The sequence below is a fragment of the Pseudoalteromonas ruthenica genome (assembly GCF_008808095.1).
In the GTDB taxonomy this organism is placed as follows: domain Bacteria; phylum Pseudomonadota; class Gammaproteobacteria; order Enterobacterales; family Alteromonadaceae; genus Pseudoalteromonas; species Pseudoalteromonas ruthenica.
The window spans coordinates 2,946,536-2,965,086 of record NZ_CP023396.1 but is presented as its reverse complement, the minus strand read 5'-3'; the positions used below and the strand labels follow the sequence as shown (position 1 = coordinate 2,965,086).

Annotated in this window: 15 protein-coding genes; 9 read left to right on the top strand and 6 right to left on the bottom strand. The window is 48.0% G+C overall.

Features of this window, described 5'->3' with window-relative positions:
* Nucleotides 1–56: 56 nt before the first annotated feature.
* The gene (gene trmA / locus PRUTH_RS13935; RefSeq protein ID WP_151173532.1) at nucleotides 57–1,154 is read right to left on the bottom strand and encodes a tRNA (uridine(54)-C5)-methyltransferase TrmA; all 1,098 of its coding nucleotides are present in this window, start codon (nucleotides 1,152–1,154) and stop codon (nucleotides 57–59) included.
* 195 nt (nucleotides 1,155–1,349) lie between these two features.
* Between trmA and PRUTH_RS13930 the strand changes: the two genes are divergently transcribed.
* The 5 genes from PRUTH_RS13930 to PRUTH_RS13910 all read left to right on the top strand — a co-directional run bounded on the left by PRUTH_RS13930 (nucleotide 1,350) and on the right by PRUTH_RS13910 (nucleotide 8,902).
* Nucleotides 1,350–2,501, top strand: coding sequence for a DUF5610 domain-containing protein (locus PRUTH_RS13930; RefSeq protein ID WP_138548677.1), 1,152 nt, complete (start codon nucleotides 1,350–1,352; stop codon nucleotides 2,499–2,501).
* Nucleotides 2,502–2,872: 371 nt separating this feature from the next.
* Complete coding sequence (locus tag PRUTH_RS13925; RefSeq protein ID WP_045979110.1) at nucleotides 2,873–3,934, top strand: OmpA family protein; 1,062 nt, start codon at nucleotides 2,873–2,875, stop codon at nucleotides 3,932–3,934.
* Nucleotides 3,935–4,191: 257 nt separating this feature from the next.
* Entirely contained in the window at nucleotides 4,192–6,789 is a 2,598-nt protein-coding gene (gene acnB, locus PRUTH_RS13920; protein WP_022945501.1) for a bifunctional aconitate hydratase 2/2-methylisocitrate dehydratase, read from the top strand.
* Between the two features lie 229 nt (nucleotides 6,790–7,018).
* Complete coding sequence (locus PRUTH_RS13915) at nucleotides 7,019–7,651, top strand: 2OG-Fe dioxygenase family protein (protein ID WP_022945502.1); 633 nt, start codon at nucleotides 7,019–7,021, stop codon at nucleotides 7,649–7,651.
* Between the two features lie 9 nt (nucleotides 7,652–7,660).
* On the top strand, nucleotides 7,661–8,902 hold the full coding sequence (locus PRUTH_RS13910; protein WP_022945503.1) for a cysteine desulfurase-like protein: 1,242 nt from the start codon (nucleotides 7,661–7,663) through the stop codon (nucleotides 8,900–8,902).
* Nucleotides 8,903–8,942: 40 nt separating this feature from the next.
* Here the strand turns inward: PRUTH_RS13910 and PRUTH_RS13905 are convergent, their stop codons facing one another.
* Nucleotides 8,943–9,647 carry a 2OG-Fe(II) oxygenase gene (locus PRUTH_RS13905; RefSeq protein ID WP_022945504.1) on the bottom strand — a complete coding sequence of 235 codons (705 nt, stop codon included), beginning with the start codon at nucleotides 9,645–9,647 and terminating at the stop codon, nucleotides 8,943–8,945.
* 27 nt (nucleotides 9,648–9,674) lie between these two features.
* Here PRUTH_RS13905 and PRUTH_RS13900 point away from each other — a divergent pair, with 27 nt between their 5' ends.
* The gene (locus PRUTH_RS13900; protein ID WP_022945505.1) at nucleotides 9,675–10,067 is read left to right on the top strand and encodes an acyl-CoA thioesterase; all 393 of its coding nucleotides are present in this window, start codon (nucleotides 9,675–9,677) and stop codon (nucleotides 10,065–10,067) included.
* A 137-nt stretch (nucleotides 10,068–10,204) separates the two neighbouring features.
* On the opposite strand, the gene PRUTH_RS13895 is transcribed toward PRUTH_RS13900, so the two are convergent.
* From PRUTH_RS13895 to PRUTH_RS13885, 3 genes are read right to left on the bottom strand one after another with little or no spacing between them, the layout of a single operon-like run.
* Nucleotides 10,205–10,432: a hypothetical protein gene (locus PRUTH_RS13895; RefSeq protein WP_151173531.1), complete on the bottom strand. Its 228-nt coding sequence runs from the start codon at nucleotides 10,430–10,432 to the stop codon at nucleotides 10,205–10,207.
* Nucleotides 10,429–10,701: a hypothetical protein gene (locus PRUTH_RS13890; RefSeq protein WP_151173530.1), complete on the bottom strand. Its 273-nt coding sequence runs from the start codon at nucleotides 10,699–10,701 to the stop codon at nucleotides 10,429–10,431. Before PRUTH_RS13890 ends, PRUTH_RS13895 begins: the two co-directional genes overlap by 4 nt.
* Before the next feature lie 8 nt (nucleotides 10,702–10,709).
* On the bottom strand, nucleotides 10,710–10,937 hold the full coding sequence (locus tag PRUTH_RS13885; RefSeq protein WP_022945508.1) for a hypothetical protein: 228 nt from the start codon (nucleotides 10,935–10,937) through the stop codon (nucleotides 10,710–10,712).
* 266 nt (nucleotides 10,938–11,203) lie between these two features.
* Between PRUTH_RS13885 and PRUTH_RS13880 the strand changes: the two genes are divergently transcribed.
* Complete coding sequence (locus tag PRUTH_RS13880) at nucleotides 11,204–13,339, top strand: winged helix-turn-helix domain-containing protein (RefSeq protein WP_151173529.1); 2,136 nt, start codon at nucleotides 11,204–11,206, stop codon at nucleotides 13,337–13,339.
* A 45-nt stretch (nucleotides 13,340–13,384) separates the two neighbouring features.
* Here PRUTH_RS13880 and uvrA read toward each other — a convergent pair whose 3' ends face one another.
* Complete coding sequence (uvrA, locus tag PRUTH_RS13875; protein WP_151173528.1) at nucleotides 13,385–16,207, bottom strand: excinuclease ABC subunit UvrA; 2,823 nt, start codon at nucleotides 16,205–16,207, stop codon at nucleotides 13,385–13,387.
* Nucleotides 16,208–16,449: 242 nt separating this feature from the next.
* On the opposite strand from uvrA, the gene PRUTH_RS13870 reads away from it, so the two are divergent.
* Both PRUTH_RS13870 and ssb read left to right on the top strand, forming a co-directional pair.
* A complete protein-coding gene (locus PRUTH_RS13870; protein WP_022945511.1) occupies nucleotides 16,450–17,817 on the top strand; it encodes an MFS transporter in 1,368 nt (455 codons plus the stop codon).
* Between the two features lie 19 nt (nucleotides 17,818–17,836).
* Nucleotides 17,837–18,544 (top strand): single-stranded DNA-binding protein, encoded by a 708-nt coding sequence (gene ssb, locus PRUTH_RS13865; protein ID WP_130147110.1) that lies wholly within the window; start codon nucleotides 17,837–17,839, stop codon nucleotides 18,542–18,544.
* The last annotated feature ends 7 nt before the right edge of the window (nucleotides 18,545–18,551 follow it).

Below are 18,551 nucleotides of genomic sequence, written 5' to 3'. Positions count from 1 at the left end.
GACACAAAAAAACCGCATTTAATGATGCGGTTTTTTTATTCTGCAAATAATGTCAGCTACTTGCGAGTGAGAAATACACCGGATTCAATATGATGGGTGTAAGGGAACTGATCAAAAATCGCGAATCGCGTTACCTTATGAGTACTTGCTAGCCTATCTAAGTCGCGCTCTAATGTGTCTGGGTTACAGGAGATGTAGACAATATTGTCATACTCACTCACCAACTTACAGGTTAACTCATCCATACCTGCACGCGGCGGATCAACCAAGATGGTCTGGCAGTTATACTCTTGTAAGTCGATGTCTTTTAAGCGGCTAAAGCTACGTTCTTGACGCATAGCTTGGGTAAACTCCTCGCTACTCATACGAATAATATCGAGGTTAGTCACCTTATTAGCAGCGATATTGTATTGTGCCGATTTAACCGATGACTTCGAAATTTCTGTGGCCAATACACGATTGAAAGATCCTGCTAAGGCGACTGAGAAGTTACCATTACCGCAATAAAGCTCGAGCAAATCATTATTCAAAGGGGCGCACACATCTTGAGCCCAGCCCAGCATTAGCTCGTTCACCTTGGCATTGGGTTGGGTAAAGCTGTTTTCTACTTGCTGATAAACGTACTGCTGGCCATTTACCTGCAAGCGCTCGATAACATAGTCATTTCCTAACACTTCTTTTTGTTTGCGAGCACGGCCAATGAGTTCAACATTAAAGCGTTGTTGTAATCTTGCTTGTAATTCCTTGGCACCAGCTAGCCATTGCTCGTTGAGTGGCTTGTGGTAAAGCAGGCTCACCAACGCCTCACCGCTCAGCGTCGTGAGGTAATCGATTTGAAACAGTTTACGGCGCATCAACTCATCATCTTTGAGCTCGTTGATAAGCGCGCTCATAAGGTCATTGATTAACGGCGCACCCGGGTCAAAGTGATCAACGCGGATCTTCTCTTTGCTCACAGGGTCAAACATAATGTGGTAGAGCTCGTCCTGATCATGCCATACTCTAAACTCAGCACGTTGACGGTAATGCTTCGGCGGCGAAGCAAACACTTCAAGCTGTTGCACACCAAAGCGCGAAAACTGTGTCGTGATTCGTTGTTGTTTTTCTGTTAGCTGCGCGTCATAGGTGCTGGTATCGATATCAATTACTGGCATGCAAACCTCTCGTTATTAAGTGCGCCGCTATTGTAGGCAGTTGCCACGGTTTGTCCAGTATCGGCCATTATAAAGTGCACAAAATTTCTACAGTTTCTGTGCGTGCTGCCGATAACAGCGGTAGTAGTATATTAATTGACTCATGAATGTGTGCTGCCAAGGCTTGGCAACCACTGCAGAGGAGGGCCTTAGCTCATGAAAATTAGCGATTTAAATCATATCTTTAACCAAAGCAACCGTTCTGGTTTAAAAAATAAAGGCGATGCGCCGGCACAGCCCGCGATTAACTCTCCGAGGTTTGATAGTTACTCATCGGGTTATGGCCAAGTGGGTGCCAAGGTATTGAATGACAAATTGGCGCAAGCGTTAGGTCTCGAACAACCAAAACAGCAAAGCAAGCCGTTATTTGACTTCGAAGAGGTAGTGAAAAATGTGCTGCAGTTTGTCACTGGTGCGGTGAAAAAAGCGAAAGCCGATGGCGCCAATGACGACAAGTTACAAGAAATGCTGGCGCAAGCGCGCGAAGGCGTGCAAACAGGTATTGATGATGCCTACGGTGAGCTTGAAGATGCTGGGCTACTCAACGACGAAATTAAAACCGGCATTGAGCAGTCACAAAAAGGTATTGAGGAAGGGCTCAATGAGTTTGAGCAATCGCTTTTTGGTGAGCAAAGTATTGGTAATGGCGTAGCGGTAAGCCAAGCTCAGTATATGCAGCTACAAAATAATGCCGAGTATCGTTTTACTACCGCTGAAGGCGATGAAGTGGTCGTTAGTTTAGCGCAAAACTACCAAGCTGGTGCGGCAGCCAGTTTATTTGCCCCCGGCGAAAAGCAAGGGGCTGGCTATGCATCTGAACAGTTTGAGAAGCAGGAATTAAACTTCACGTTATCGGTTAATGGCGAATTAAATGAAGATGAGCAGCAAGCTGTAAATGATTTCATGGCACAACTGCAAGGCGTAAGTGAAGACTTCTTTAGCGGCCAATATGATGAGGCGTTCAATAAAGCCAGTGAGTTGCAGCTAGATAACCCAGAGCTAGTCGCCTTCTCTATGGATCTGACACAAACTAAAACTCGCGCTGCAATAAGAGAGTATGAGCGCACGGCTCCAGGTAAGGAAGTTGCCAAAGAGCTGCAACCTTTCAATGAGTCGCTGAAAGAGGCATACAAGCAAGCGGGTGACTTAGGGCTGCAAAATGAGTTATCGGGGTTGATGCTTTGGCTCAATCAAGATAAAGAGCAAGAGAAAGTGCAGGAGTTTATTGATTACAGCAAAGCGATGTTCTCGCAGCTGGAGCAGCTGTTAAAAGACTCACCATCGACCCCCAGCGATGACAGCGAGTAATAAACAAAAAGCACCATTTGGTGCTTTTTTAATGCCTTGGTTACATTCAGTTCATAGTACTTTAATATGATGCTCAGCAGCTATTCAGCAAACCTGTGTTTAAATTTAAAGTACAAAGTGGGGCTAAGCTTTTGTTTTTGCTTCACTGCGGTCTACACTTTGGGTGTGGAAATGAACTGTTGGCTTGGACCACGACGTAAACCACATTGATTCATGTGGCTACGATAAGAGCAAGAAATGCCAGCTAATAAAGTCAATAACAATCGAACGAGCTCAGATTTATGAAGCAGTATTAACCGCTTTTTCAATCTGGTGTGTGGCGCTCAAATGCTAAGCGCGTGCTCGATAATCGTTAACATGGGATGGATACAATGAAAATCAAATCACTCTCTGCAGCTATTGTACTGGCTTTCGCAACTCAAGGCGTTATGGCTGACGAACAAACAAACCCGCAAGAAGGCCTCCATATTGGTGTTTTTGGGGATTATTTCTGGGCCGATTGGGACCGCATCGATGGTGCGCCTGTAGGCACTGAAATTGGCGAATCTTTTGGCTCAGGTGTTGAAGTGGGTTATCGCTTTAACGAATATTGGACTGCACGCTTAGAGTTCGCTGCACTCGAGCTTGATATTGAAAATACCGACAATCACAAAACCGGCGAGCGTTATGGTGCGGACGTACTATACCACTTTAACGATACCGTTTATGGTGTGTTGGGTGCTAAGAAGTTTGATGTTTATAACGACTTCAATGCGGCAAATTTAGGTGTGGGTTTTCGCCATCACCTAACTTATAACTGGGCTGCCTATGGTGAAGCAAATTACTACGAAGGCTTGAACCAAAACCACTCAGATTTCGGCCTTAAACTTGGTCTTAGCTATCACTTTGGTGATAAGCCGCAGCCGAAAAAAGTAGAGCCGGCGCCAGAGCCTGTTGTTGCTCCAGTAGTGAAAGAAGAGCCGAAAGACAGCGATAAAGATGGTGTTATTGATGCGCGAGATAATTGCGCAAATACACCTATGACCGATGCGGTGGATGAGAACGGCTGTACTCGTTACATGGAAAAAGGCGATAAAGTGAGCTTGTTAGTGCGCTTCCCGCATGATAACTCAGACGTAAACCAGCGTTACTTTGATGATATTCAAGAAGTGGCTGACTTTATGAAAGAGTATCCAAAAACCACAGTGCTATTGGAAGGTCACGCCTCTGCAGTGGGTGATGCCGCTTACAACAAAACGCTCTCTAAAAAGCGTGCCGATCACGTAGCGAACCAGCTTATCGACGACGGCATTGCCGAGTCGCGCATCAATACGGTGGGCTTCGGTGAGGAGCGCTTGTTAAACGATGCAAATACTGCACAAGCACATGCGCAAAACCGTCGCGTTGAAGCACATATCTCTGTAACTGAACGCGTAAAAGTAAATCGCAACTAAGTATCATCTGATGAAAAAGCCCAGCGCGATGCTGGGCTTTTTTGTTGCAAATAATTATTACTCAACATTCACCACTTTATATCTTCTCTTAATTGATATTCATCAAATTTATAGTGACTATTTCCTTACTGGGCAATGGCAGCAATTTTCTTCTATCTTTAAAGCCTTTATAATTGTATTCGTGTCAAAATTTTATAAATAGCACGTAAGCGCTTTGGCGATACGCGCTGTTTTCACGTCACCAAGAGGGCAAAATTGTGCTTCAAGAATATCGTAAACATGTTGAAGAGCGTGCAGCCCAAGGTATTGTGCCTGCACCACTAGATGCTCAGCAAACAGCTGACTTAATCGAACTTATTAAGAACCCACCAGCCGGTGAAGAAGAATTCATTTTAGACTTACTTGTAAACCGTGTACCACCTGGTGTGGATGACGCGGCTTACGTAAAAGCAGGTTTCCTTGCTGCAGTTGCTAAAGGCGAAACGCAAACGCCACTTATTGATAAAGAAAAAGCAGCAGAGCTACTAGGTACTATGCTTGGCGGTTACAATATTGCGCCAATGGTAGACCTTCTTGATGACGACGCTTTAGCACCGATTGCCGTAAAGGGCTTGTCACACACTTTACTTATGTTCGACGCGTTTTATGACGTGGAAGAAAAAGCTAAAGCAGGTAATAAGTACGCGCAGCAAGTTATCGAGTCATGGGCAAATGCTGAGTGGTTTGAGAAAAAGCCAGCAGTACCAGAGAAAATCTCTGTTACCGTGTTCAAGGTAACCGGTGAGACTAACACCGATGACCTTTCTCCAGCTCCTGATGCGTGGTCACGTCCTGATATTCCATTGCATGCTTTGGCAATGCTGAAAAATGAGCGTGATGGCATTAACCCTGATAAAAACGGTGAAGTAGGTCCTATTTCACAGCTAGAAGAGCTAAAAACAAAAGGCTTACCACTTGCCTATGTAGGTGATGTTGTAGGTACTGGTTCTTCACGTAAATCAGCGACTAACTCAGTACTTTGGTTTATGGGTGAAGACATTCCTCACGTACCGAATAAGCGTGTTGGTGGTGTTTGTCTTGGCGGTAAAATTGCCCCTATTTTCTTCAACACCATGGAAGATTCGGGCGCGCTACCAATCGAGTTAAATGTTGATGACATGAATATGGGCGATCAAATCGATATTTACCCATATGAAGGTGTAGTGAAGCGTCACGGCACCGATGACGTGATCAGCACTTTTGAACTTAAATCAGACGTGATTCTTGACGAAGTGCGTGCTGGCGGTCGTATTCCACTGATTGTTGGTCGTGGCCTTACCGATAAAGCGCGTGCCTCATTGGGTATGGAACCGGAAGATATTTTCCGTAAGCCGAAGATCATCACCGACTCAGGTAAGGGCTTTACCCTAGCGCAGAAGATGGTTGGTCGCGCTTGTAACATGCCAGGTGTTCGCCCAGGCCAATACTGCGAGCCGAAGATGACTACCGTGGGTTCACAAGACACCACCGGTCCTATGACGCGTGATGAGCTTAAAGACTTAGCTTGCCTTGGTTTCTCTGCTGATTTAACCATGCAGTCTTTCTGCCACACTTCAGCCTACCCGAAACCAATCGATGTGAAAACGCACCACACGCTGCCTGATTTCATCATGAACCGTGGCGGTGTATCACTGCGCCCAGGCGATGGTGTTATTCACTCTTGGCTAAACCGTATGCTACTTCCAGATACAGTCGGTACGGGTGGTGACTCACACACCCGTTTCCCTCTGGGTATTTCATTCCCAGCGGGTTCTGGTGCGGTTGCGTTTGCAGCGGCGACTGGGGTTATGCCACTGGATATGCCTGAGTCTGTATTGGTGCGCTTTAAAGGTGAAATGCAGCCAGGTATCACGCTACGTGACCTCGTCCATGCTATTCCTTATTACGGCATCAAAGAGGGTCTGCTTACCGTTGAGAAGAAAGGTAAGATCAACGAATTCTCTGGCCGCATTCTTGAAATTGAAGGTGTTGAGCACCTTACTGTTGAGCAAGCATTCGAGCTCTCTGATGCATCAGCGGAGCGCAGTGCCGCTGGTTGTACCGTGAAGCTTAGCCGTGAATCAATCGCTGAATACCTAGAGTCAAACATTGTCATGTTGAAGTGGATGATCTCTGAAGGTTACGGCGATGTACGTACTATCGAGCGTCGTATTAAAGCGATGGAAGAGTGGCTTGCCAACCCAGAGCTAATGGAAGCGGACAAAGATGCAGACTATAAGCACGTGATTGAAATTGATCTTGCAGAGATCAAAGAGCCAATCCTGTGTGCGCCAAACGATCCAGATGATGCGCGTTTACTCTCTGACGTAACCGGTGAGAAAATCGACGAAGTATTCATCGGCTCATGTATGACTAACATCGGTCACTTCCGTGCCGCTGGTAAGCTTCTTGATAACTACGGCGGTCGTTTGCCAACTCAACTTTGGGTTGCGCCACCAACGAAAATGGACCGTGACCAGCTAACAGACGAAGGTTACTACGGTATCTTTGGCCGTGTCGGCGCTCGTATTGAAACACCAGGGTGTTCATTGTGTATGGGTAACCAAGCACGTGTTGCTGATAAAGCGACTGTGGTGTCTACCTCAACGCGTAACTTCCCGAACCGTTTAGGTACTGGTGCTAATGTATTCTTGGCTTCTGCTGAGCTTGCAGCGGTAGCGGCGATTTTGGGTAAGCTACCTACGCCTCAGGAATACCAAGAGTATGCCGAGAAGATCAATGCGACGGCGGCTGATACGTATCGCTACTTGAACTTCCATAAAATGCCTCAGTACACCAAAAAAGCGGATGAGGTCATCATCCAGCAAGCGGTGTAATGCAGCGTTAAATAAAAAAGCCCACGCAAGTGGGCTTTTTTATGCTCAAAACAAAGTTGATTAGGTGTTTATTTTTTCACTTTATAAAAATGTTAGATTATTTAACTGTTATATTTTTATGTGTGCATTTTTGATGCAAAAACACATAAACTAACTGGGTAAATAAAATCAAACCACCACCGAAAATAGCTTAAGATCCCCGCAAATTTGCATAAAAGGCAGGATCTTTATGACAACGTTAAATAATCAGAACCTTCTCCAGCTTCGTTTTATCGACCAAGCTCATATCGACGCAGTAAAGCCTTCGTTTGATAATCTTCCCGACAACCCGTATGCCGATGGTGCATTTCGTAAGCGTCGCTACTCAGTGGTTAAAATGCAGCAAGGCGAGCTTACGCTACAGCCGACTAAAGCCTTTGTTCAGGATGACTCCATCAATAACTTCCAAGGCAATATTGAGCGTACCTACGAGAATCTAGAACAGTCGCTGTTGGCCAGTGCAGGCATGAAGCGCATTGTGGAAGAGTTTCGCACCATGACCGGCATCAGTGATGACCGTGATATTGAAATTCATCAGTTCCGCATGTTGGCAATTGAAAGTGACACGCCGCCGGCACCTGAAGGCGTGCATCAAGACGGCTTTGACCATGTCTGTGTATGTGGCGTATCGCACGAAAACCTAGAAGGCGGAGAGCTGCTGGTGTATGAGCATAAAGAAGCGAAACCGTGCTTTAAAATGGAGATCAAAGACGGCATGTTTGCGCTGATTGACGATCGCCAAGTTTGGCACAACGCCACGCCGATGAATAAAATTGATGATAGCAAGCCAGGTTACTTGGACTGCTTCGTGCTGACAGCTTAAGGGACAGCCATGAACTTAACCGAATTACGCCAGCAGTTTCCGGCGCTAATGCAGCAGGTGGATGGTCAATCTCCGATCTTTTTTGATGGTCCAGGTGGAGCGCAGGTTCCGCAGTCTGTTTTAGACGCGATGAGCAGCTACCTTGGCCACTACAATGCTAATTTGGGCGGCGCGTTTTTCTCCAGTGACAAAACCGTGGCGGTGATGAGCGCAGCGCGTCAAGCAGTGGCTGATTTACTTAATAGCCCAAGCCCTGAGCAAATTGTCTTTGGCGCTAACATGACCAGCCTGACATTCAGTTTCAGCCGCGCTTTGGCTAGAGACTGGCAAGCGAGCGATGAGATCATTGTCACCAATGCTGACCATTATTCAAATGTATCATCATGGGTTCAGGCTGCTGAAGACAAGGGGGCGCGAGTGCATGCGCTACGCGTCAACGAGCAGGATTGCACCTTGGATATGGCTCATTTCGAGCAGCTTCTTAATGACAATACTAAGCTGGTGGCAGTGACCTATGCTTCCAATACCACAGGCTCTATCAATGATATTAAGCGCATTATTGAGCTTGCTCACCAGCACGGTGCGTTAGTCTATGTGGATGCCGTGCACTACGCACCACATGAGCTTATCGATGTACAAGCCTTAGACTGTGACTTCCTTGCTTGCTCAGCTTATAAGTTCTTTGGTCCGCACGTGGGCATCGTTTACGGTAAGCGCGCTCATTTAGAGCACTTTACTCCTTACAAGGTCGCGCCGGCGAAAGATGTGGTTCCGGGACGTTGGGAAACGGGCACACAAAGCTTCGAGGGGTTGGCCGGTGTCACCGCCGCAATAGAATATATCGCCAGTTTAAGTGGGCTTGATGCCAGCACGCCACGTCGTCAGCGTTTGCAAGTCGCCTTTGCCAATAGTAAAGAGCATGAAATGGCGCTCAGTCGCCACTTCTTAACGCGTTTGGCGGAGTTTCCACAGATCACTCTGTATGGCATTAGCGATGTTGAACGAGTGCAACAGCGTACACCCACCTTTGCACTGACCATTGCCGGCTTCGAACCGCGCCAAGTTTCGGAGTTTTTAGGCCAGCATCACCTCTGTGTATGGGATGGTAACTTTTATGCGCAAGGTCTGTGTGAGCAGCTCGGCGTGATGGATAAAGGCGGAGTCGTGCGTATTGGTTGCATGCACTACAACAGCATCGCCGAAATAGACCGCTTATTCGAGCTCTTGGCAACGCTTATTAACAACGAGTAATCATGCTTGTTAAAAGGCGGCGTAACAGCCGCCTTTTTTGTTAGCTACTAGGCTGTCCGTAAATTTGCTCGGCACGGTTAAACAGCACCCAGGAAGTGAGAATGTATTTGTCATTGGATATTGGCTTATTGCCTCGGTGGGTGTGGGTGAAGTAACCCGGAGCAACCACCATGGTGCCACGTTTAGGCGCTATTTTACGGTTCTGATAATAAAACTCGGTTTCTCCCCCCTCGCTGACATCATTGAGATAAAACATAAACAGCAATACCCGATGCAGCGCCTCGTTGTGGCCTTGCTGGGGGTATACTTCGCTGTGCCAATAGGGGTAGCCGCCCTTATTCACTTCATACTTTTGCGCTTGAATATTTCCCAAACGAAACAATTGCTGTAGTAAGGTGCCCATCTGCGGCTTTGCCACTTCATCAAAGTTTTCCACCGTAACATCAACTGGCTGTCCGGTTTTGGGGTGATAAACTTTAAGGCCAAAGGCGCCAATCATCATAAAAAAGTGTTCTTGCACGTAGTCCATCACGTGTCGCGCTGTTACCTGCTGGATATGTTGTAGCGCTTGAGCGTACTCGGGGTGGGCATTGAGGTATAAATCGCGGCTATCTTTTTTCGCTAAATCAATACCGCCAGAGGTGCGCCCCGGCTGGGTATGCGGGCTTTGCTCAAAAAGGTCGATAAACTGACTACAAAACTCGTCACTAAGCGCGTTATCATAAACGCCAATAAAGTCTGACATGACTCAACCTTACCTTTTGGAATTATTATGCTTATTGAGAAGGTTCAGCCCCGTTTTAGCGAAACTGATGTCCTTGGACACATTAACAATACCGTACTCCCTGTATGGTTTGAAGCCGCCCGTACCCCTATTTTTAAAATCTTTACCCCCGATCTCAATCCCCACCAATGGCGGTTAATCGTCGCTAAAGTAGAAGTGACCTTTATGGGAGAGCTATTTTACGGCCAAGAGGTCGAGGTTAAGACCATGATAGAGCGTATCGGGTCAAGCTCCTTCGTCATTAAACAACAAGCTTGGCAGCATGGTGAATGTTGCGCCGAGGGAAAAACGGTGATGGTGCGCTACAATTTCAGTGATAAGACCTCTCAGCCCCTGAGCGATGATGAGCGCACAGCGCTCAGTGAGTATTTATCAGACTGACTACGCAGGCCGACATAAGGGACTGCAGAGGCGACGGCTGATACGATGGCAATGGCCTCTTGATGGTTTTAGTTAGCGTGCCATTGCTTATGCTCCAGCGCTCGCCCCTGCGGTCGCCCCTGCAGTCGCCCCAATATTTAGTCGATGGATTGTGGTTGCTGCTGAGGGGTGGTCGCGACCACGTAATTATAAGCATTGGCACTGTCCTGCTCGTGCCACCATGACAATTGCAACTGCTTACTATGGCGCTGTACCAACGCGCTGCTCTCTCGCAATTGTTGCCAGTCAATGCTGCTCAATTGCGCCAACGCCAAAGTGCCAAAGAGCAACAGGTAAGGAAGTGCTTGCTTGGTTGTTTTGGTCATCTTTCTTTTTGCTCCAATTGCTGCTCAATACGTGCTCTCAGCGCGCGTTCTAGTGCTTTATCATCAACCTCAATCACTAAACCCTGCTTTAAGCGGCGCTGCATCTTGCGCTCAAGTGTAGCCAGCGAGCGCTGCTGTTGTGTATGCGCTGGGTTTTCAGTCACCGCCGTTGCTGTATTAAGGCTCATAAGTACTTGAGCTCCGCCGGCATGCGCCGAGCTCAACGTCAGCGCTAATAGGGGGACGGATACACTGCTGGCTTTCATCATCGTGCTCCTTAGTTGCCTTGCTGCTCGATAATGCGCTTGGCGACATCTTGGTTAATACGGCCAATAGACTCATGTAACTGCATATCAAGTTGTTGTTCTAATTTATTGTTTAATTGCGTCAAACTGGTACTTGGCAGAGTCGCTTTGGGCTGTGTATTAACTTGCGGTTCGCCAGCCTGTGTTGCTGTCGCGAGAAGAGTGCTTATTAGTAATACTGCTTGTAGTGGCTTGTTCATAATTTAATCCTCGTTATGGGTGTTGTTTGCAAAGCCGCTTGGCTGTGCCGTTTTGTTGTTATCCATATTAGGTCGAGGTTTTCGCCGCGTCGCTTATCTACATCTTACGGATTTTTCATAACTTCACATTATTTAAAATAAATATTTAAAATCATAAAGATAACCTCAATTATTATATTTAAATATAACCTTTCATAAGGTTTTGATTCACTTTTTGTTCACCTGTGTTAGCATTGCGTTGGCTTTAATCAAGGGACTTTTTTCGAGTGCAGTACAGAGTTGGACCATGGACATTACTTGAGCAGCGAGGAGTGTTGCTTAGCGGGGATATTGAGCGAGAATTAGACCCGCTGCTGATTAAGTTGATCACTTTTTTTCTCCAACGGCCGCAGCAGATTGTTACCCGTGAACAATTAATTGAGCATGTTTGGCAGCAAGGCTATGTTGATAATAATGCCATAAATCGCGCCATTTCTGAGTTGCGGAAAAAGTTAAAACACCCTGACGATCCAGCCATTTTCATAAAAACCCACTACCGCCAAGGCTATAGTTTGGTCCGTGAAGTGGCGACATTGGATAACGCTGCCAGTGCAGCTGCGCCACAAACTGCGGCGCCAGAGCTGCTTGCGCACACTCAAGTTAACACCCACGAGGACAAGCAGCCAATAACACCTACGCGCTCAAAGCCCAGTTATGCTTGGTGGAAGTATGTGGCTGCGGTGGTGTTTATCGCTGTGCTTGCTAGTGCCGCTTACACGCTGAACGGGTCTGAGTTCTTTGCATCGTCACAAACAACCGCTGTTATCGCTGAGCAAAAGCCAATGAGTCGCCACAAAGTGACCTGGAAAGTGGGCAGTGAATATGTGCCTCTTATCAACGATAGCGGACGCTTACTGGCTTACAGCAATGAAAAAGACGCATCAGGGAAAGAAGGCGCCTTTGTTCTCGATGTGATCACTCGGGACGAAGTCGCCATAACCTATAAAGATGCTGAAGTGGCCGCCCTGTCTTGGCAACATAATAGTGATACCTTGGTGATACGCGCCAGAAACGCGACTGATAGCAGTTGCCAATATTTAGCCATAGATTTCAAAAACTTCCCTGAATTAGGCGAACCTAAGCCGCTCATGAAGTGTGATCATCGTTTTGATTACAGTGGCCAATTAAGTAATGATGGTCGCTATTTTTATTTTATCCGTGGCGAACTTTACTCGCATTATATTGGGTTATTTAGGTACGATGTATACTCGGGCACGACTTCTCAGCTGATTGCGCCTATGGCGGACAAGGTCGGTCCAGGGTCCTTGTCGTTATCTCCAGATGGAAAGCACATCGCCTATTTACAGCTGGATCTCGACTTTCAGGTAGAGGTTTATGTATACAGCTTGGACACCGGTGAAATAAAACGCATGAACTCACCGCCCGCTAGTTTTTACAGAAACTCGGCATTGGATTGGTATAACAGTGAGACCTTGCTCTATGGTGATGAAAAAGGGCGGCTATTATTTATAGACATTCACAGCGCTGAAATCGCCGAGGCCTATGCCTTACCTGATGATATCAAGATGTCAGATATCAGCTATTACGACAACTCGGTGTATTACTCACCGCTTAGTCGCATAACCTATCAAGTGGTCGCTTTGGAAAGCTTTACCGAGGCGGCTCAATATCAGCAGCTTTATGCCTCCGATAGCAGTGAATATGGGTTAGTCGCTCATAGTACTGGGCACTATTTTATTTCGCTACGCTCTGGCCGTCCTCAGGTATGGCACGCCCGAGATGGACAGGTGAAGCAGATATCATTTCTAGATCACCCAGACCATGCTCTTTTGGACAACTTAAGGGTATCGCCTAGTGGTGAAAACATCGTGCTGACAGAGCAGAAAAAACCTTTCTTACTCGATGTTGAAACCGCAAAGGCAACGGCTATTAGTGAGCTTGCACACATTCCGATAATGGATTGGGCGTGGCATGAAAGTGGCCAATCGTTGTATGTGTTAAGCAAATCATCGTCACCACGGACTCTTTATCAGTTTGATTTTATCACTCGAGAGCTTAACAAGGTGCGCGAGACGGATGCCTTACAGCTAGTCACCGGTGCTAACGGCGAGGTCTTTTTGTTCAAAGATAAGACCTTAATATCATTAACGGATAATGCCCAGTACAGTGTGCCCTGTGAGCTATCAATGTCTTCTCATGTGCCTATCCATGTGCGTGATGGCTACGCCTATTCCATGGACTATACATACAACGTGTATCGTTGGGCTTTGACTGGAGAGCGGTGTGAGCAGGTGCAGCTGCCATTTGAGATACTAAGCGCGGTCCCCGATGCTGATGGGCGGATCATTATCACTCGCAAAATTAGTGAAGATAGCTCAATCAACCGCCTTATGTGGGAATAATAAGGCCTGAGTTTAAACGATTAAACTCAGGCCCGAGAGTGGGTGCTACTTGAGCATAGGTTTTAAGTATTTACCGGTATGCGAGCGCTGGCACTCGGCTACCTGTTCTGGCGTGCCAGCAACGAGAATTTCGCCCCCGCCGCTGCCTCCTTCAGGGCCTAAATCAACGATCCAGTCTGCGGTTTTGATGACATCCAGGTTATGCTCAATCACCACGATGGTATTACCATGGTCGCGCAAACGGTGTAATACCGCCAGCAGCTGCTGAATATCATGGAAGTGCAGACCAGTCGTTGGCTCATCAAGTATATATAAGGTTTTGCCGGTATCGCGCTTGGATAATTCACGGGCGAGTTTTACCCGTTGCGCCTCACCACCGGAGAGGGTGGTTGCGGCTTGGCCAAGTCGAATATACGACAAGCCGACATCCATCAGCGTTTGCAGCTTGCGTTTTATCGCGGGGATGGCATCAAAGAACTGTCGCGCATCTTCTACCGTCATCTCTAACACTTGGTGAATATTCATGCCCTTGTAAAGCACTTCCAGGGTTTCGCGGTTATAGCGTTTGCCCTGGCAGACGTCACACGGCACGTATACATCAGGTAAAAAGTGCATTTCTACTTTAATTACGCCATCGCCTTGGCATGCCTCACACCGGCCGCCTTTAACATTGAAGCTAAAGCGGCCCACTTTGTAACCCCGTGAACGCGCCTCTTGCGTGCCTGCAAACAGCTCGCGAATCGCGGTGAAAATACCGGTGTAAGTGGCGGGGTTGGAGCGTGGCGTGCGCCCGATTGGGCTTTGATCAATATCGATAACCTTGTCGAAATGATCTAAACCTTGAATATCCTTGTACGGCGCAGGTTCAACGGCGGTTGCGCCGTTAAGTTCGGTGTGCGCCACCTTAAACAAGGTATCGTTAATAAGGGTCGATTTTCCGGAACCGGAGACCCCGGTGATACAGGTCATCAAGCCAAAAGGAATACGCACATCGACGGCTTTAAGGTTATTGCCAGTGGCACCGAATAGCTCCAGCCATTTATCAGAGGCTGCATGGCGCTCTTTGGGCACGGCGATTTCTTTGCTGCCACTGAGATACTGCCCGGTTAATGAATCAGGGTTAGCCATGATTTCATCTCGGGTGCCCTCAGCAACCACATAACCACCATGTACTCCAGCGCCGGGGCCGATATCAATAACATAGTCGGCGGCGCGAATAGCATCTTCATCGTGTTCCACCACGAGAACGGTGTTGCCTAAGTCGCGCAGACGAGTCAGCGTTTGTAGCAGGCGATCGTTATCGCGTTGATGCAGGCCAATCGAGGGCTCATCAAGCACATACATCACCCCCACCAGTCCCGCTCCTATTTGGCTGGCGAGACGAATACGCTGTGCTTCCCCCCCGGAAAGGGTATCGGCGCTGCGCTCAAGAGATAGATAATTTAGACCCACATTGACGAGAAAAGACAAGCGGTCGCGAATTTCTTTGAGGATCTTATCGGCAATTTGCGCTTTTTGGCCGCTAAAATCGAGCTGCTCAAAATAGTCATAGGCTTGACCGATACTCATCAGGGTGACGGCAGGTAAGTTGGTGTCACCGATAAATACATTACGGGCCTCTTGGCGCAGTCGTGAGCCATGACAGCTCGGACAGGCTTGCGAGGTTTGGTACTTAGCCAGCTCTTCACGTACCGAGTTTGACTCGGTCTCATGGTAGCGGCGCTGCATATTGTTAAGAACGCCTTCAAACTCATGGTTGCGGGTAATTAAATCGCCACGGTCATTACGGTAGCTAAAGGCTATTTTCTCCCCTCCTGAACCTTCTAGAACCACTTTTTGTGCTTGCTCATCAAGGTCTTGGAAGGGGGTGTTAAGATCAAATTGATAGTGCTCGGCGACCGATTGCAGCATTTGGAAATAGTAGAAGCTGCGTTTATCCCAGCCTTTGATAGCGCCGCCAGCAAGGCTGAGCTCACTGTTGTGAACAACGCGGTTGGGATCAAAGTACTGGCGTACCCCTAAGCCATCACAGCTTTGACAAGCACCTGCGGGGTTGTTGAAGGAAAATAACCGTGGCTCCAGCTCGCTCATGGCATAGCCACAGGTCGGGCAAGCAAAATTGGCGGAAAACACCATCTCTTCCTGTAAGGAGTCATCCATAGCGGCAACCTGAGCAACGCCCCCTGAAAGCTCAAGGGCGGTTTCAAAGGATTCGGCTAAGCGCTGTTGCTGACCCTCTTTCACCTTAAGGCGATCGACAACCACTTCAATGGTGTGTTTTTTATGTAATTCAAGCGGCGGTGGATCGGACAAGTCACAGACCTCGCCATCAATACGGGCGCGGATATAGCCTTGGGCGGCGAGTTGCTCGAGCAGCTTTACATGCTCCCCTTTACGGTTTTTGACCACCGGGGCGAGCAACATCAACTTGCTGCCCTCAGGTAACGCCAAGACTTGATCCACCATTTGGCTAATGGTTTGCGCCGCTAAGGGTAAATTATGGGTTGGACAACGTGGCTCACCAACACGGGCAAACAGCAATCGCAGGTAGTCGTATATTTCGGTGATGGTGCCCACCGTCGAGCGCGGGTTGTGTGATGTCGACTTTTGCTCAATGGAAATGGCGGGGGAGAGGCCCTCAATATGATCGACATCGGGCTTTTCCATAAGTGATAAAAACTGTCTGGCGTATGCGGAAAGCGACTCAACATAACGGCGCTGACCCTCGGCATATAATGTATCAAAAGCGAGGGAGGATTTGCCGGAGCCTGATAAGCCAGTGATGACAATCAGCTTATCGCGAGGGATTGTGAGGTTGATGTCTTTGAGGTTGTGGGTGCGTGCACCGCGAACTTCGATATTTTCCATTCTTCGCCTTTTACCCGTGCAATTTAATAGCCCGTAAGTATCGCATATTTGTACAGGATTTAGCGATGCCTTATTGACCTAAAGAGTGAATACTGTAACAACGAAAAACTCAGTACGAAGCACAGCAGGGAAGGCGATCAGTGTAAGATTAATGCCGCTGGGCATGTCATATTGGCGCGTGGATATGCTATCATCGCCGGCCAATAAATTTAATTTGCTTTATGGCTGCTTAGTACTTCGTCATGTCCGCATCTCAACTTAATACTGTCGAAAAACGTGCAGCGGTATCGCTAGCCAGTGTCTTTGCATTTCGAATGCTTGGGCTGTTTATGCTGATGCCGGTGTTGGCTGTCTATGGACAAAGCCTCAGTGGCTTTTCTCCGTTATGGATCGGCCTCGCGATTGGCGCTTATGGCCTTACCCAAGCGTTGTTGCAAATTCCTATGGGGTGGTTATCTGACCGCATTGGTCGCAAGCGGGTGATCATCGGTGGGTTGGTATTGTTTACCTTAGGCTCGGTGGTCGCCGCGTGTGCCGAATCCATGTATACCCTGACATTAGGGCGGGCGCTACAAGGGATGGGGGCGATTGCCAGTGCACTGCTGGCGCTTGCAGCCGACCTCAGTCGTGATGAGCAGCGCCCTAAGGTGATGGCTGTGATCGGCATGTGCATCGGCATGAGCTTTGCCGTCGCCATGTTGCTAGGGCCCATGGTTGCCGCGAGCTTCGGTGTTTCCGGGATTTTCTGGCTGACTGCTGCGCTGGCGGTGTTAGGCATGGCCATTGTTACTTGGATGGTGCCTACGGCGGTTAATCGTGCGCCCAAGGGCGAAACCAGTGTTACCCTTGCTGATGTGGGTAAGTTAGTGCGTCACCCAGACTTAGCTCGCTTAGATTTAGGGGTGCTGTTTTTGCACCTGTCACTGACGACCGTATTCGTGTCACTACCGACGCAACTGATTGCCGATGGGCTTGAAGCCGCCAAACACTGGCAATTATATATCCCCGTATTTGTGCTTTCTTTTGTGCTTATGGTGCCGATGATGATCGTCGCCGTTGCCAAGCAAAAAGAAAAACCCTTGTTTTTAGTCGCTATCGTGATGCTCATTGTGAGTATGCTTGGGCTGGTTGCCGGTGCGCATTCAGTGTATGTCATCGCGGCATGTATGATGCTGTACTTCGTGGCTTTTAACTTTCTAGAAGCCACTATGCCGGCCTTGGTATCGCGACTGTCTCCGGCGAATCAAAAAGGCTCAGCGATGGGCGTTTTTTCCTCATCGCAATTCTTGGGCGCGTTTTTAGGAGGCATTTTAGGCGGTTATGTGGCCCAAACCGGCAGCCCTGAGATGGTGTTTGCGGCGGCTGCTGTGGTTGGGGTAATATGGCTTGTCATAGCCGCGAAAATGCGAGTGCCGCCGCGTAGCAAAATTATTAGTTTGCTTAGTGCTGTTGATTCAGAGCAGGATGCACAGCAGTTGGCGGGTCGTTTAGTGGCATTACCTGGGGTGTTAGAGGCCACGGTGGTGTGTGATGAAAATCGCAGCTATCTTAAAGTAGACGACAAAAAATTTGATTTAGAGGCGGCGCAAAGACTCGTCGCCGCAGTGTAATTTATAGGAGTAAAAATCCATGGCGCGCGGTGTTAATAAAGTAATTTTGGTGGGTAATCTGGGTCAAGATCCAGAAGTTCGCTATATGCCAAACGGCAATGGCGTAGCAAATATCAGCATTGCTACCACAGATAGCTGGAAAGATAAAAATACTGGGCAAATGCAAGAGCGCACAGAATGGCATCGCGTGGTGCTATTTGGCAAGCTGGCAGAAGTGGCGGGTGAATATCTGCGCAAGGGCTCACAGGTTTATATTGAAGGTCGCCTACAGACCCGTAAATGGACCGACCAAAGCGGTCAAGATAAATACACCACTGAGATTGTTGTCGATATGGGCGGGCAAATGCAAATGCTTGGTGGTCGTGGCGATAACCAGGGTGCTGCCTCAGGCGGTTATCAAGGTGCTCAGCAACAAGGCGGTTTTGGTGGCAATAACCAAGCACAAAGTAACCCACAGCAGGGAGCTCCTCAACAAGGGGCTGCGCAGCAAGGTGGTTACGGGCAGCAACAAAGCAATAATTATGGCCAGCAACAAGGCAACCAAGGTATGCAGCAAGGCAATCAACAGCAAGGTGGCTTTGGCTCTCAGCAGAATCATCAGAGCAATCAGCATGGTGGCGGCCAGCAAGGTGGTGGCTTTGCCCCTAAACCACAAAATGCTCCCCAGGGTGGTGCTTCAAACCCTATGGAACCCCCCATTGATTTTGACGACGATATCCCGTTCTAACAACTAA